The 13898-nt window shown below is 60.7% G+C and carries 15 protein-coding genes; 7 read left to right on the forward strand and 8 right to left on the reverse strand.

Translation table 11 applies throughout. The features are described from left to right. Positions 1 to 37 precede the first annotated feature (37 nt). The 3 genes from AC5YUO_RS19550 to AC5YUO_RS19560 form a co-directional block, all read right to left on the reverse strand. Positions 38 to 706, reverse strand: a complete 669-nt coding sequence (locus AC5YUO_RS19550; protein ID WP_496156439.1) for a 4-carboxy-4-hydroxy-2-oxoadipate aldolase/oxaloacetate decarboxylase — start codon at positions 704 to 706, stop codon at positions 38 to 40. A gap of 97 nt (positions 707 to 803) precedes the next feature. Further along, positions 804 to 1757 carry a tripartite tricarboxylate transporter substrate binding protein gene (locus AC5YUO_RS19555; protein ID WP_496156440.1) on the reverse strand — a complete coding sequence of 318 codons (954 nt, stop codon included), beginning with the start codon at positions 1755 to 1757 and terminating at the stop codon, positions 804 to 806. A gap of 94 nt (positions 1758 to 1851) precedes the next feature. After that, positions 1852 to 2739 carry a LysR family transcriptional regulator gene (locus tag AC5YUO_RS19560; protein ID WP_496156441.1) on the reverse strand — a complete coding sequence of 296 codons (888 nt, stop codon included), beginning with the start codon at positions 2737 to 2739 and terminating at the stop codon, positions 1852 to 1854. A gap of 218 nt (positions 2740 to 2957) precedes the next feature. On the opposite strand from AC5YUO_RS19560, the gene AC5YUO_RS19565 reads away from it, so the two are divergent. Beyond that, the gene (locus tag AC5YUO_RS19565; RefSeq protein WP_496156442.1) at positions 2958 to 3854 is read left to right on the forward strand and encodes a DMT family transporter; all 897 of its coding nucleotides are present in this window, start codon (positions 2958 to 2960) and stop codon (positions 3852 to 3854) included. On the opposite strand, the gene AC5YUO_RS19570 is transcribed toward AC5YUO_RS19565, so the two are convergent. Further along, positions 3835 to 4761 carry a DMT family transporter gene (locus AC5YUO_RS19570; RefSeq protein WP_400816439.1) on the reverse strand — a complete coding sequence of 309 codons (927 nt, stop codon included), beginning with the start codon at positions 4759 to 4761 and terminating at the stop codon, positions 3835 to 3837. The genes AC5YUO_RS19565 and AC5YUO_RS19570 overlap by 20 nt on opposite strands. Before the next feature lie 194 nt (positions 4762 to 4955). Between AC5YUO_RS19570 and AC5YUO_RS19575 the strand changes: the two genes are divergently transcribed. From AC5YUO_RS19575 to AC5YUO_RS19600, 6 genes are read left to right on the forward strand one after another with little or no spacing between them, the layout of a single operon-like run. Further along, entirely contained in the window at positions 4956 to 5420 is a 465-nt protein-coding gene (locus AC5YUO_RS19575) for an acetyl-CoA carboxylase biotin carboxyl carrier protein (protein WP_496156523.1), read from the forward strand. Further along, the gene (gene accC, locus AC5YUO_RS19580) at positions 5417 to 6817 is read left to right on the forward strand and encodes an acetyl-CoA carboxylase biotin carboxylase subunit (RefSeq protein WP_496156443.1); all 1401 of its coding nucleotides are present in this window, start codon (positions 5417 to 5419) and stop codon (positions 6815 to 6817) included. Before AC5YUO_RS19575 ends, accC begins: the two co-directional genes overlap by 4 nt. After that, positions 6814 to 7254, forward strand: a complete 441-nt coding sequence (locus AC5YUO_RS19585; RefSeq protein WP_496156444.1) for an acetyl-CoA carboxylase biotin carboxyl carrier protein — start codon at positions 6814 to 6816, stop codon at positions 7252 to 7254. Before accC ends, AC5YUO_RS19585 begins: the two co-directional genes overlap by 4 nt. Next, positions 7251 to 7964 (forward strand): 5-oxoprolinase subunit PxpB, encoded by a 714-nt coding sequence (gene pxpB, locus AC5YUO_RS19590; protein WP_271361996.1) that lies wholly within the window; start codon positions 7251 to 7253, stop codon positions 7962 to 7964. Before AC5YUO_RS19585 ends, pxpB begins: the two co-directional genes overlap by 4 nt. Further along, the gene (locus tag AC5YUO_RS19595; protein ID WP_496156445.1) at positions 7961 to 8959 is read left to right on the forward strand and encodes a 5-oxoprolinase subunit C family protein; all 999 of its coding nucleotides are present in this window, start codon (positions 7961 to 7963) and stop codon (positions 8957 to 8959) included. Before pxpB ends, AC5YUO_RS19595 begins: the two co-directional genes overlap by 4 nt. 25 nt (positions 8960 to 8984) lie before the next feature. After that, positions 8985 to 9752, forward strand: a complete 768-nt coding sequence (locus tag AC5YUO_RS19600; RefSeq protein WP_496156446.1) for a 5-oxoprolinase subunit PxpA — start codon at positions 8985 to 8987, stop codon at positions 9750 to 9752. Positions 9753 to 9902: 150 nt separating this feature from the next. On the opposite strand, the gene AC5YUO_RS19605 is transcribed toward AC5YUO_RS19600, so the two are convergent. Genes AC5YUO_RS19605 through AC5YUO_RS19620 form a run of 4 tightly spaced genes read right to left on the reverse strand, consistent with a single transcriptional unit; the run spans position 9903 to position 13850 of the window. After that, the gene (locus tag AC5YUO_RS19605) at positions 9903 to 11006 is read right to left on the reverse strand and encodes an ABC transporter ATP-binding protein (protein ID WP_496156447.1); all 1104 of its coding nucleotides are present in this window, start codon (positions 11004 to 11006) and stop codon (positions 9903 to 9905) included. 9 nt (positions 11007 to 11015) lie between these two features. After that, positions 11016 to 12092 carry an ABC transporter substrate-binding protein gene (locus AC5YUO_RS19610; RefSeq protein WP_035225087.1) on the reverse strand — a complete coding sequence of 359 codons (1077 nt, stop codon included), beginning with the start codon at positions 12090 to 12092 and terminating at the stop codon, positions 11016 to 11018. Positions 12093 to 12117: 25 nt separating this feature from the next. Continuing rightward, entirely contained in the window at positions 12118 to 12921 is an 804-nt protein-coding gene (locus tag AC5YUO_RS19615) for an ABC transporter permease (protein WP_496156448.1), read from the reverse strand. Then, a complete protein-coding gene (locus AC5YUO_RS19620; RefSeq protein WP_496156449.1) occupies positions 12918 to 13850 on the reverse strand; it encodes an ABC transporter permease in 933 nt (310 codons plus the stop codon). Before AC5YUO_RS19620 ends, AC5YUO_RS19615 begins: the two co-directional genes overlap by 4 nt. Between the last annotated feature and the right edge of the window lie 48 nt (positions 13851 to 13898).

Below are 13898 nucleotides of genomic sequence, written 5' to 3' on the forward strand. Positions count from 1 at the left end.
CTCCCGACACGGCGTATTCAGATGCCGAATTGATGGCTCAATCGGCCCAGACGCATCCCTTCGAGCGCATCATTTCATAACGATCCTCGATATCCATCTTGCCCTGACGGTGCAGGTCCATCATGTGGTTCTCGTGATCGTCGCGCTCCTGGCAGGCCTTGACGAGTTTTGTGGTATCCTTCTCACGAACGACGACAACACCGTCATCATCGCCGCAGACGATATCGCCGGGGCTGATCAGTTCACCGCCCACCACGACCGGATGATTGATGGTGCCGAGCGTGTCCTTGGAGGTGCCCTTCATGCAAAGCCCGAGCGAGAATACCGGGAAACCGATCTCGCGCAGCCCCTTGCCGTCACGCACGGCGGCGCTGACCACGAAACCGACGATGCCCTTGCCGATGCAGGCGGCGGCCAGCACATCGCCAAAGCCGCCCTGATTGGGATTGTCGCCGCCATCGATGACCAGCACATCGCCGGGCTTTGCCAGATTGATGGCTTCGAAAATCATCAGATTGTCGCCGATATGGCATTTCGCGGTGATCGCGGGACCGCAGATTTTCAGGCCGGGCTTGATCGGCTTGATACGATAATCGAGCGCCCCAAGCTTGCCCTGCGCCTCGTGAATGGTGGCGGGGCTGAACTTGCTGATCGCCTCGATATCGGCCCTGGAAGGGCGCTGGAAATTGCGGATGACATGGGCCATTGGCCGGATTCCTTTCAACAGTGGGTCATGCCTGGGCCACGCGCAGGCCCAGGCGTCATTTTGGTTAGGGGTGAGAGAAGCGGTCGTTGCCGGCCGCTTATTTCGTCCAGGGTTTGCTCTTCCAGAGCTCGGCCAGATTTGCGTTGCCCTTCTTGAGCGCCTCGGCAAACTCGGCCTGGGTCAGCGGCAGCGTCGTCAGTTCGCGCTTCTTGGCGTCGGCAAGATAATCCGGGTCCTTCAGCGCCTTCTGGAAGGCATCGACCAGCTTCGCCTCGACATCCGCCGGCAAACCCTTCGGTGCGCCGAAACCGGCAAGCAGGCTGAACTGGACATTGTAGCCGGCTTCCTTGAATGTCGGCACATCAGGCGAGAGCGGCGAACGCTCGGCACCTGACGTCGCGAGCACACGAAGCGCGCCTGAACGATTGTCGGCGAAGACCTCGTTCAAGTTCATGAAACCGAGCGTGACGTGGTTACCGAGCATGGCGAGCCTTGCCGGACCGCCGCCATTGAAGGGAACAAAATTGAGTTTCACGCCCGCTGCGTCTTCAAACAGCAGGGCGGTGATCTGGCTCGGATGGCCGATGCCCGTCACGCCGACGACGACCGGGTTCGCCTTGGCCGCCTCGGCAAACTCCTTGGCGGTCTTGATCGGCGACACCTTGTTGACGGTCAGCGCCAGATCTCCGCCGATCTGGTTGGCGAGCGGCGTGAAGGCGTCCTCCTTATAGCTGGCATTGCCCTGCACGATCGGCGAATACATGGACGGGAAATTCAGCGCTCCGATCGTGTAACCGTCAGGCTTGGCATTGGCGATATAAGTCGCGCCGATCAACCCGCCGGCGCCTTCGCGGTTTTCCACCACGACGGATGTGCCGAGATATTTTTCAAGATAGGGCACCAGCGCCCGCGACTGGATATCGGTACCGCCGCCGGCCGGATACCCGATGACGAGCGTCACCGGCCGCTCCGGATATTCCGCCGCGGCCCCTCCCGCAGCCAATATTACGGCAGCCGCCAGCACGCCAAACAGAGATGTCTTCAAACGCATATCTTTTCCTCCCCGATACGCTTTCAAAAGGGAGGCTAGAAAGAAGCCATCAATAACACAAATACCGAGTTTTCAACTTACCCATACAAATCATTTATGGGTTGAGCGCCGGCTCACGTCGCGCGACGGCCCGCAACAGGTCGCGGAACAGCCGGAACGTCCGCTCATCTGCCTCCCGGCTCTTCAGCAGATGGATGGAGCGATAGATGACGGGGTGGGTGATATGGGCGGCATGAAGCTGCCCGGCCTCCTGCTCCTGCTGCACCGAATTCCATGACAGGATCGTCGCACCGATACCGGCACTGACGGCGCGTTTGATCGTATCCTGGCCGTCGATCTCCATGGTCACGTTCAATGTGATGCCGGCGCGAGTGGCCGCCTCGTCGATCGATACGCGCAGCGGATTGTCCTTGGGCGGCAGTATGAGGTCGAGCTTCGCCACCGCTTCCAGGGACATCGACCGGGCGACAGACCTTGAAGACACCGCAAACAGGCTCTCCTTGACGATAAGATCGTCGGCCTTCTCTTCCGCGCCGACCAGCGCGACGGCCATATCCACCTTGCCGAGACGGATGAGCCGCAGCGACTCGTCATTGCGCGCCTCTATCAGCCGCAGCGAGACCTTGGGCATCGAAGCGGCAACCTCGCTGATGATGCTCGGCGCAAAGGCAGTTGCCCAGGAGGGGATGAGGCTCAGCCGGATCACCCGCTCATCCAGATAGGCCATGGCCCGGATTTCCGCTTCTGCCTGCCTGACCTTCTCGGTGATCTCCCGAGCATGGGCGAGAAGCACTTCCCCCTTCTCCGTCGCCTTCACGCCGCGCGCCAACCTGTGCAGCACGGGAAACCCCACCAGCCTTTCCAGTTCCGTGATGTGGTGACTAAGCGCCGGCTGGGCTATCCCCAATTGCCGCGCCGCCGCCGACATGGAGCCGCAATCGGCAATCGCGACCAGATATCGCAGCCTGCGCAAATCCAACATGCCCGCTTAAACCTCCCACCGGTTCGAGATGCGATCATGACACCAAATCACCGCAGGGGCCTAGGGGAAAAGCGCCGTCCGCCGGTCCTGCCGGTCTTCAAGGGAGTGATGGGGTAAGACAAGATTCTTATGACAGCCGGCTAAGGCTTTTCTCAACGTCGTGCCCATGACACGGTCTGGCTGCGATGGGGAGCGGGATGAATCCTAGGACTGGAATTTTGCTCAAGCTGACGGCCATGCTGGCATTCACAGTCATGTCCGCCTGCGTGAAGGGCCTGGACGGGGCGATACCCGTCGGCGAAGTCGTCTTCTGCCGGGGTTTTTTTGCCCTCATTCCCCTCTGTCTCTGGTTTATCGCCTCCTCGGAGCGGATAAGCGTGCCGGCCGCGAAGAACATCGGCAGCCTGCTCGCGGGCAGCTCGGCCGGGCTGGGCGGCATGTTCTTCGGCTTTCTGGCGCTCGCTTATCTGCCGCTGGTGAATGTCACGGTGCTGAGCTACACGACACCGCTTTTCACCATCATGCTGGCGGCGCTGCTGCTTGGCGAAAAAGTGCGGATATATCGCTGGTCCGCCGTTCTGACCGGCTTCATCGGCGTCTTCATCACGCTCTCGCCCAAATTGGTCTTTGACGCCGCGTCAGGCCCCGCCCAAATAGACAGTATCGCCATGATCGGAACCGCACTGGCGCTGACCGGCGCGCTGTGCGCGGCGTTTTCCTCCATCGCCGTCCGCCATCTGAACAGTATCGAAAAACCATCGCGAATCGTGCTCATCTATACATTGACGGGCGTCGTCGCCGGCTTCGCCACGCTTGGGTTCGGATGGAAGATGCCGGATTTCAACCAATTCCTATTGCTCGCCGGAGGGGGTCTTGCCGGCGGCATCGGCCAGATCGCCATGACGCTCAGCCTGCGACATGCGCAAGCCTCGCTGCTCGCACCTTTTGATTATACCACGATGATATGGGCGATCGCGCTGGGCTACCTCTTCATGGCCGAAGTGCCAACGGCTGCCACGATCGCGGGCGCGCTGACGGTCATCGCCGCCGGGCTTTTTGCCATGTGGCGCGAAAACCGGTTGGGGAAGCAGGCCGTCAGGGAGCCGATAAAGTAAGCTCATCGGTGACGCGTTTCTTGTGCAGCCGCCTCTCCCGCCACAGCGTGAACAGCCCGGCTGCAACCACGATCGAGGCTCCGAGAAGAGTTGTCAGCGCGGGCACCTGATCCATGAAAGCATATCCGATCAACAGCGCCCAGATCATCGTGGTGTAATCGAAGGGCGCCAGCAGCGAAGCCTCGGCATGACGCAGGCTGAGCGTCACCAATATCTGCGCAGTTCCGCCAATGAGACCGGTGCCGATCAGCAGGGTCCATTGCCACGCGGTCGGCATTTTCCAGCCCATGGCGATACTCGCGAAACCAATGACCGTTGTAAGCAGGGTAAAATAGAAGATGATCGCGCCGGTATTCTCCGTCTGCGTCAAATGCCGGATCTGGATCATCGATATGGCGGAGAAAAAAGCAGCCGCGAGACCGAACAGGCCACCGAGCATGGCAACGCTCGTGCCGGAAGTAATGTCGGCAACATCGAAGGAAAAATGCGGTGACAGGATCAGCACGATGCCGCAGAGCCCGACAACCACCGCCGTCCAGCGATAAATCCTGACGACCTCCTTGAGAAGAAGGACTGCCAGAATGACGGTGAAGAGCGGCGTGGCATAGCTGATGGCCGTCGCGTCGGCGAGCGGGATATAGGCCAGCGCCAGATAGCTGAAAACCATGCCGCCGGTGCCGGAAAAACTCCGCACCAGATGGCCGCCAATGTGACTTGTGGCCACCTGCCTTCGCAAACCGCCCTGCGACGCCATCCACAGACAGAGCGGCAGCATGGCCACCGCCGATCTGAAGAAAACCACCTGCCCGATGGGTATTTCTCCCCTGAGGCCGCTGATGCAGGCGCCCATCAGCACCAGAGCGAGCGCTGCGGAGATTTTGAGGAGAATGCCTTTGCGGGAATCCATGGTTCGTTCCTTCGGACGTCTTCGAACCGTTTCACCACGCCGCGGCGGGATATCAAACCTCAAACCCGTGTCCATAGGAACTTCGTCTGACCCCATCAATCGCGCCTCCATGGTAGCTATTGCTGATGGACAGGGTGCGGATTCCGCTCCGCTTACCCGCCGCCGTGGGGACAAAAAAGACGTTGGAAACCAATATGGATCTGGAAAAGATCAAGAAACTGATCGAGTTTGTCGGCTCTTCGCGAGTGTCCGAATTGACCGTGAGCCAGGAGGGAACCACGGTCCGGATCATTCGTGAAAACAATGCCGTTTCACTGCGGGCGCCATCATCGCAGCCCCGTCCTGTTCCGGTGGCAGAAACGGCATCCGAGATAATCCGCGCCGAAGAAGAGGCCCCGGCATCCGCCGCAGTGGCGCCGGCGCCATCCGGCATCGTCGCAGCCCCCTCATTCGGTCTTTTCCATCGCGCCCCGAGCCCGGGTGCCGCGCCTTTCGCCGAGGCCGGCGACGCGGTTAAGGAAGGGCAGGAACTCTTCATCATCGAAGCGATGAAAGTGTTCAACACCGTGAGGGCCGAGAGAAGCGGCAGGATCGCCAGATTTATCGCCAATGACGGCGAAGACGTCGAACTCGGACAGCCGGTGCTGGAGTTCGAATGATGGATGCATCACTCACCAAAAAGACCGGATCGGACGAACAAAGGGCATTCGACAGTGTCCTTATCGCCAATCGCGGCGAGATCGCGCTGCGCGTACAACGCGCCTGCCGTGAACTCGGTCTGAAGACCGTCATGATCCATTCGGAAGCCGACAAGGATGCTGACTACCTGAAGGCGGCCGATACCGCCATCTGCATCGGCCCGGCCTCTCCCGGCCAGAGCTATCTCAACGCGCCGGCCATATTGCTCGCGATGGAGCTGACCGGCGCCGGCGCGGTTCACCCCGGTTATGGTTTCCTGTCCGAAAGAGCGTCTTTTTCGGAAGCCGTGGAGGCGGCGGGAGCGGTCTTCATCGGCCCACGCGCCGACGCCATCCGCACCATGGGTGACAAGATCGCGGCGAAGCGCGCGATGATGGAGGCCGGCGTGCCCTGTGTGCCCGGCCCCGATTCCGCCCTGCCGGACGATATGGCGGAGGTTTCGAAAATTGCCGCCGAAATCGGCTATCCCGTCATCGTCAAGGCGGCCGGCGGCGGCGGCGGGCGCGGCATGCGCGTCGTGCGCGAGGCTTCCGCCCTTCAGGATGCCGTTCTCGTCACGCGTGAAGAAGCGAGCCGGGCCTTCGGGACGCCGGAACTTTACATCGAAAAATTCCTCGAACATCCGCGCCATGTCGAAATTCAGGTTCTCTGCGATGGTCAGGGTGGCGGCGTCTGGGTGGGCCTGCGCGACTGCTCCATGCAGCGCCGCCACCAGAAGGTCGTTGAAGAAGGCCCGGCCATCGGCATCCCGCCCGAAGTCGCGGCTTTCGTCGGCAATCGCTGCGTCGAGGCCTGCCGCCAGATCGGTTATTGCGGCGTCGGCACCTTCGAGTTTCTGTATGAAAACGGCGAGTTCTACTTCATCGAGATGAATACCCGCCTGCAGGTCGAACATCCGGTCACGGAAATGACATCAGGGGTGGATCTGGTGCGCCAGCAGCTTCTCGTCGCCCTCGGCCATCCGCTCGAGATTTCGCAGGAAGATATCGTCTGCGAAGGCCATTCGATCGAGTGCCGCATCAATGCCGAAGACCCCTACAGCTTCATTCCCTGCCCCGGCCTGATCACGGCCCTTCACCTGCCGGGTGGCCCCGGCGTGCGGGTCGATACCCATGTGACGGCGGGTTATCGGGTTTCTGCCCATTACGATTCGCTGATTGCCAAGCTCATCGTCCACGCACCGACGCGCGAACAGGCGATCCTGCGCATGCGCCGCGCGCTTGGCGAAATCCGCATCGAAGGTGTTTCCACCAACCTGCCGCTGCATCGGGAAATATTGCAGGACCCGGCCTTCTCCGAGGGCGGCACGGATATTCATTACCTCGAACATTGGCTTGTAGCGCGGAGTGCAAAGTGAAGCGACAGCCTGTTTCCATATCCCGCTACAGCGAGCCCGGCACGATTGCCGATCTTGCCGCTCACCTCGAGCGCAACAACGTCTCCGCCATCGAGATAGAGACCCCCGATGGGTCATTGAAGATCGTTGCCATGGCAGGCGGCCAGGCCCCTGCCGGAGAGCGGTCGATTGAAGCGGCCAAAGCGCCGGTAAAGGCGGGGGATATTCTCGCCCGCGCACCAATGGCCGGCATTTTCACACCCGCCCATCCGCAGCGCCCCGACCGGGCGGTCCAGAGAGGACAATCCGTAACAAAAGGCGAGATCGTCGCCTTCGTGGCGGCGGGGACCGTGATCGTTCCAATCATCGCCGAAAAAACCGGCACCGTCAGCGAAATCGTGGCGGAAGCCGGCGCTCTTGTCGGCTATGGCTCCGCCCTTCTCAAGACCGAAACATGATGGTGACGTCGATGAGCAACCTCCCGCTGAAAACGCCCCACCTCACCCCCGCCCATCTTGGCCTGCCGAAAATCTCGATGATCGGCAACAGGACCTTCCTGATCGAAGCGCCCGGCGAGCTGGACCTGCCCGCCCAGCGGCGCATCTGGGCGCTGACGCGCGCGCTAAAAGATCGCCCCGAGGTGCTGGAACTCATACCTGGCATGACCAATCTGCTGATCGTGCTGCGCGGCACGCCTGAAGATGCCGGGCGCCTGCAGGATGAGCTTCTCGACATCTGGCAAAGAACCGCGGAACTCGATCTTCTCGGCAAGACCATCGAGGTGCCGACGACCTATGGCGGCGAACACGCCATCGACCTTGCGGCGATCTGCGATTATTCCGGCCTGCCGGACAAGGAGGTCGTGCGTCTGCACTTCGAGCGCACCTATACGGTTTTCGCCGTCGGCAGTGCACCGGGCTTCGGTTATCTCGGCGGCCTCGATCCGCGCATTTTCATGCCGCGCAAGAAAGTCCCGTCGCTTCGCATGCTGAAAGGCATGGTGACGATCGGCGGCATGCAGTCCGGCATCTCGGTTCTGACCGGGCCAAATGGCTGGAACTCGCTGGGTTTCACCGAAATCACCATGTTTGATGCCACAGCCGAACAGCCGGCGGTGCTGGCGCCCGGCGATCGCGTTCGCTTCCTTCCCGAAAGGATCGAACTATGATCCATATTCTTGCCTGCGGACCGCTGAACACCGTGCAGGATCTCGGCCGCGCGGGTTATCGCAATATCGGCATCACCGCCACGGGCGCGATGGACCCGATTGCACTCAGGGTCGGCAATATCCTTGTCGGCAACGGCGAAGATGCGGCCGCGATTGAAATCCAGACCTTTCCTTTCCGCATCGAATTCGAAGAGGCGCTGACCTTCGCCGTAACCGGCGCGGATTGCACCGCACGGCTCAATGGTGCTGATCTGCCGCCCTACTGGGGGGCGCGGGCAGAAAAGGGTCAAACCCTCGAGCTTTCAACACCCATGAAGAATGCCCGGGCCTATCTCTGCCTTAAGGGCGGCATCGATGTTCCGGTGGTGATGGGATCGCGCAGCACCTCGCTTCGCGGCTCCTTCGGCGGCCATGAAGGGCGGCATCTCACCACGGGCGACAGGCTGCCCGTTCTGCCATCCGCATCACTCGCTCTGCCGGCAAGCGGTCTCGGCGTCATGCCGCTTGCCGAAGCCATGCCGGACATGTTTCCGGTAAACGGCGACGGTGAATTGCTGCTGAGAGCCATCCCCGCCGCCGAACACGATCTTTTCGGCGAAGGTGCGGAACGTTTTTGGTCGGAAGCCTGGAAAATCACCTCGCAGAGCGACCGGACCGGTTACCGGCTGGCCGGAACGCCGCTGACGCTCTCGGCCCCCGTGGAACTGCGCTCCTATGGAGTCATACCGGGTGTCGTTCAGGTGCCGCCAAGCGGCGAGCCGATCATCCAGATGAGCGACGCCAACACGGCCGGCGGTTATCCCAAGATGGCCGGCATCATCGATAGCGATCTATGGCGGCTCGGCCAGGCCCGCATCGGCAGCCGCATCCGCTTCGTACAGGCGACAGTTCAGGAAGCGCTGGAGGTCGAACAGGCAATCGACGCCTATTTTGCGGATATCCGCAAGACCCTGCCGCTGGTTACCGCCGCAATCGGCACGCTGACAAAACGATGATCCAAAAGAACAAGGAGAGGGAACCATGAAGATCGATGTTAATTCCGATATGGGCGAAGGTTTCGGCGTCTATAAGGTCTGCGACGACGAGAAGCTTATGGAAGTCGTCTCTTCGGCGAATATCGCCTGCGGTTTCCATGCCGGCGACCCGGAAATGATGGCGCGCATGGTGCGTCTGGCCAAACAGAACGGTGTCGGCGTCGGCGCCCATCCGGGCCTTGCCGACCGTCTCGGCTTCGGCCGCCGCGAAATTCCCGTCGATGCGGAGGAGATGGAACAGCAGGTTCTCTACCAGCTCGGCGCGCTCTCGGCGATTGCCAGGGCGCAGGATGTCGCGCTCTCCCATATCAGTTTCCATGCCGCCATGGGCAATATGATCAACCGCGATGCGGCGCTCGCCGAACGGATCATGAAAAAGATCAGGGCGGTCGATCCCGATCTCATCGTCTTTTCGATGCAGGACATGCTGATTGAAAAGGCCGCGCTGGATTGCGGTCTGAAGGTGCTGAACCTCTTCCTCGCCGACCGGGCCTATGATGTGAAGGGCCAGCTCGTGCCACGCAAGTTGCCGAATTCCGTCATCAAGGAAGAGGCGAAAGTGCGCGCGCGGGTGCGCCAGTTTCTGGAGAAGGGCACGGTCACGACCATCGAGGGCGAGATCATTCCCGTTCGCGCCAGATCGATCCTCGTTCACAGCGACACACCCGGCTCGCTGGAGCTTGCCCGCACGGTGCGCAGCGAAGTGGAAGCCTGTGGTGGCAGCATCGTGCCGGCGCGTGAAGTGGTCGGCTGACGCGGGGCGTACCCTCATATCCTGAAACAAAAAGCACGGCACCGCACTCCACATCGGGAGCGCGGTGCCGAAATTTTGCCGGCTATGGAATACACACGGATTTCGATCCTTCGCCAGCCGGGCCACCTGAACGACCCGGCCGCGGAAACGTCAATTCAGCTGGATTACGTGGTTGCTATCGCTCGTCCAGCTCAGTCTCACCCGGTCACCGGCGGCGCTGACGGCATTGGTGAAACCTTCCGTCTGGGTCTGCCGGTAGGCGATCACCGGCTCGCCATTGTCCAGACGCAGATAATAATGCAGCATGAAACCGCGATAGACGACCTGCTCGACCCGCGCCGTAGTGGAATTGACGGGGCTTTCAGCGGCATCGGCCGCAAGCGGCGAAACCAAGACAGCCTCGGGGCGGACCGTGACGACGACCTTGTCGCCATTGACCGCACCCATGTCATCCACATCAAGCCGAACGCCGGAACCGGTCAACAGCCGCGCGGAGCGGCCCCGACGTTCCTCCACCGTCGCCTCGAAGAAGTTCGAGGCGCCGATGAAACCCGCGACGAAGCGTGTCAGCGGCTTCTGGTAGATTTCGCCGGCCGGTGCGATCTGCTCGAGATTTCCATCCCGCATCACGGCGATCTGGTCCGCCATGGTCAAAGCCTCGTCCTGATCATGAGTCACCATGATGGTGGTGAGGCCAAGCCGCTGCTGCAGGCTGCGGATTTCGACCTGCATGCTTTCCCGCAGGCCCTTGTCCAGCGCACCGAGCGGCTCGTCTAGAAGCAGCATCGAAGGTTCGATCACCAGCGCGCGCGCCAGCGCCACACGCTGCTGCTGGCCGCCGGAAAGCTGCACCGGCAGCCTGTCGCCGAAGGCGTGCAGCTGAACGAGATCGAGCGCCTGCTTCACGCGCCCTTCCCGATCAGCCTTCGAGATACCCCGCATCTCCAGACCGAAGGCGACATTTTCGGCAACCGTCATATGGGGAAACAGGGCATAGTTCTGGAAGAGCATGCCGACATTGCGGCGGTGAACCGGGGTGCGCGTGGTCGGCTTGCCGCCGACCACGATTTCACCAGAAGTGGGATCGACAAGCCCCGCAATCATGCGCAGGCACGTCGTTTTCCCGCATCCGCTCGGACCGAGAAGCGCCAGGATTTCCCCTGCCTTGACGGTAAGCGAAACATCATCGACGGCAACGACCTGACCGCTGTAATGTTTGGTCAGTCTTTCCAGGCGGACTTCTACGGATTTCATCAGCGTTCCTCAGCCGTTAAAGGTCTGGTTGTATTTTTCGAGCCACTGAGCGCGACGCGGAATGATGTATTTCCAGTCCGGCGTGAAGAGGTTCAGCGATTCCATCTTCGCTTCCGGATAAGCGAGGAACTTCGCCGTATCTGCGCCGAACTCGATGCCCTTGACAGAAGGCGCGCTTAGAGTGGCTTCCGAAAGCATCTTCTGCACGCCCGGATCGAGGATACGGTTGATATAGGCAAGCGCGAGATCGCGGTGCGGTCCGCCCTTTACCAGCGCGATGGAATTGATGCCGGTGAATGCGCCTTCCTTCGGGAAGGTCATGTCCAGCGGCACGCCCTTTTTGGTATGCGGATAAACCGCCTTGGAATATTCGATGCCGCCGAAATCCGCCTGGCCCTGCGCCACCATCATCGTCTGCGCTTCCGCGTCGTAGATCGAGAGCACGTTCGGCTTCAGCTCGGCGAGTTTCGCCCAGCCGGCATCCGTGTCGTATTGCGCTTCTTTCAGCGGCTTGCCGGTTGCAAGGGCGGCCGCCACCATCAGCATCAGAACGCTCTGGGTGTTCTTCGGCGTATTGAGCAGCATGCGGCGGGCATATTTCTTGTCGAACATCTGTTCGTAGCTTTCGAAGGGCTTGCCCGTCGTCGGATTATAGAACAGGCCGGCAATCGAAATCGCAAAACCAACCCCGAAATTGTCTTCGAAGAGATAACGCGAATAGACATTCTTGAGGTTGGGGATTTCGTCCATCGGCAATTGTTCGATCAGACCTTCCTCCTTGGCCTGCGGAACACCGACATCGTCCATCGACATCACGCTATATTGCGGATTTTCGCGGGTGGCGCGCAGCGTCGCGATATTGGCAAGTGTTGCGCCTTCGGTCGTCAGCACCCGGCACTTATATTCCTTTTCGAAAGCCGGGATCACTTCCTTCTTGATCAGCCCGCCCTGCGCCGAATTATAGACGCCGACATACATGGTGCGGTCCTGTGCGGAAGCCGCGGTGTAGAAATAGGGTGTGGCTAGCGCGCCTGCGGTGACTGTCAGGAAACTGCGCCGTTTCATGATGATGGTCTTGTCTGTCATTTCCGGTACCCCTCTTGTTGTTGATTTACATAGCCATTGCCCGGCGCAGACCCACCAGCCTGTCGAGGACGAGCACGACGGTCACCGCCAGAAGGATGATGATGGTGGACATGGTCGCGACCGAAGGATCGAAGACCGTGCCGATCTGGCGATAGAGAACGATGGGCACCGGCAGGTTCGCGGAATCGGCCAGCCACATCGAAACGGGATAATTGTCGAAAGAAACCATGAAGCAGAAGATCGAGCCGGAGGCGACGCCGGGCGCGATCTGCGGAAAGATCACCCGCGTGAAGGTTTTCCAGCGGGTAGCGCCAAGCGTGCGCGCCGCCTCCTCGAGGCTGACATTGACGAGCTGGAGGCTGGTCAGCACCGTGCGGATCACATAGGGCGACGTCACGACGGTATGGGCGATCAGAAGCTTCAGCTTGGTATCCATCCAGCCATAGCCGGAAAAAAGCTGCAGCAGCGCAAGACCGGTGACCAGCACGGGAAAGATCAGCGGCGAAAGCAGCAATCCCTTCATCAGCGAACGGCCGATGAACTTTCCACGGGAGAGCGCAAAGGCGGCGGGAACGCCGAGCGCCAGCGAAAGGATGGTGGTCGCCACCGCCAGCGCCGCGCTGAAGGTGAGGCCGGCCGTGAATTCCTCGTTCTGCATCACCGCCGCATACCAGCGGAAGGTGAAGCCCTGCGGTGGGAAGGTGACGAAGTAGCTGTCGGAAAACGAGATGGCGACGACGAGGACGATCGGAGCCAGGATGAACACCATCATGGCGGCGGTGATCGTGTAGAGGACGATGGCGGACGTGCCTGTCAGCTTGTTGTTCATGACGCGCTTGCCTTGATACGACGCCCGCCGAGCAGCCGCATCGAGACGGCGTTGATCAGAATGACGATGAAGACGAGGATGGTGGCGATGGTGGCGCCAAACGGCCAGTCATAAACCGCGAGAACCTGCTGTTCGACCATGTTGCCGAGCATTTGCGAGCCGGGACCGCCGATCAAAGCGGGAATGACATAGGATGCGGAAGCGAGCGAAAATACCAGCGTGAAACCCGCCACCAGGCCGGGAAGGCTGAGGGGGAAAGTGATCCGCAGGAACACTTTCCAGGCCGGCGCGCCGAGCGTGCGCGCGGCCTGCTGCAGATTTGGATCGATCTTGCCAAGCGCGGACGACAGCGGCAGCACCATCATCGGGAAGAAAATGTGCAGGGAGCCGATGATGACGGCGGCGTCCGAAAACAGCAGCGTCATGGGGCTGTCGATGATGCCGAGATTCATCAGGACGTAGTTCAGAAGGCCGGTCGGACCATTGCCGAGAATGAGCTGCCAGCCATAGGCGCGCACCACGACGCTGACGGCCAGCGGTGCAATCACGATCAGCGTGATGATGCGGGTCGTGACGATATTGCCGCGCACGAGAACGGTCGCAACCGGATAGGCCAGTATCGCCGCAAGAACCGAGGTGATGAGGCTGATGCGGATCGTCGCCCAGAGTACCTTCTGGTAAAGATCGACCTCAAAGAACCTGACATAGTGGGCAAGCGTGAAGGGGGCGCCGATCAACCCTTGCGAATTCTGCGTCATGACGCTGAAGGTCATCAACCGGACGGCCGGCCAGAAGAAAAAGATCGTGAGAAAGATCAGGAGCGGCAGGATGAGGATGCCGGGCGAAAACAGCCGGCGCTCCAGGGCTTTCCAGCCGGAAACTCCACGGCGTGGCGGGGCATGTGGTTCCATGATCGCAATATCCGACATCTATACTCCCGTCGCGTTGAATACGGCACGAGGCATCGCGTTGAGCCG

This window comes from Agrobacterium sp. LEGMi-208b, assembly GCF_059511785.1.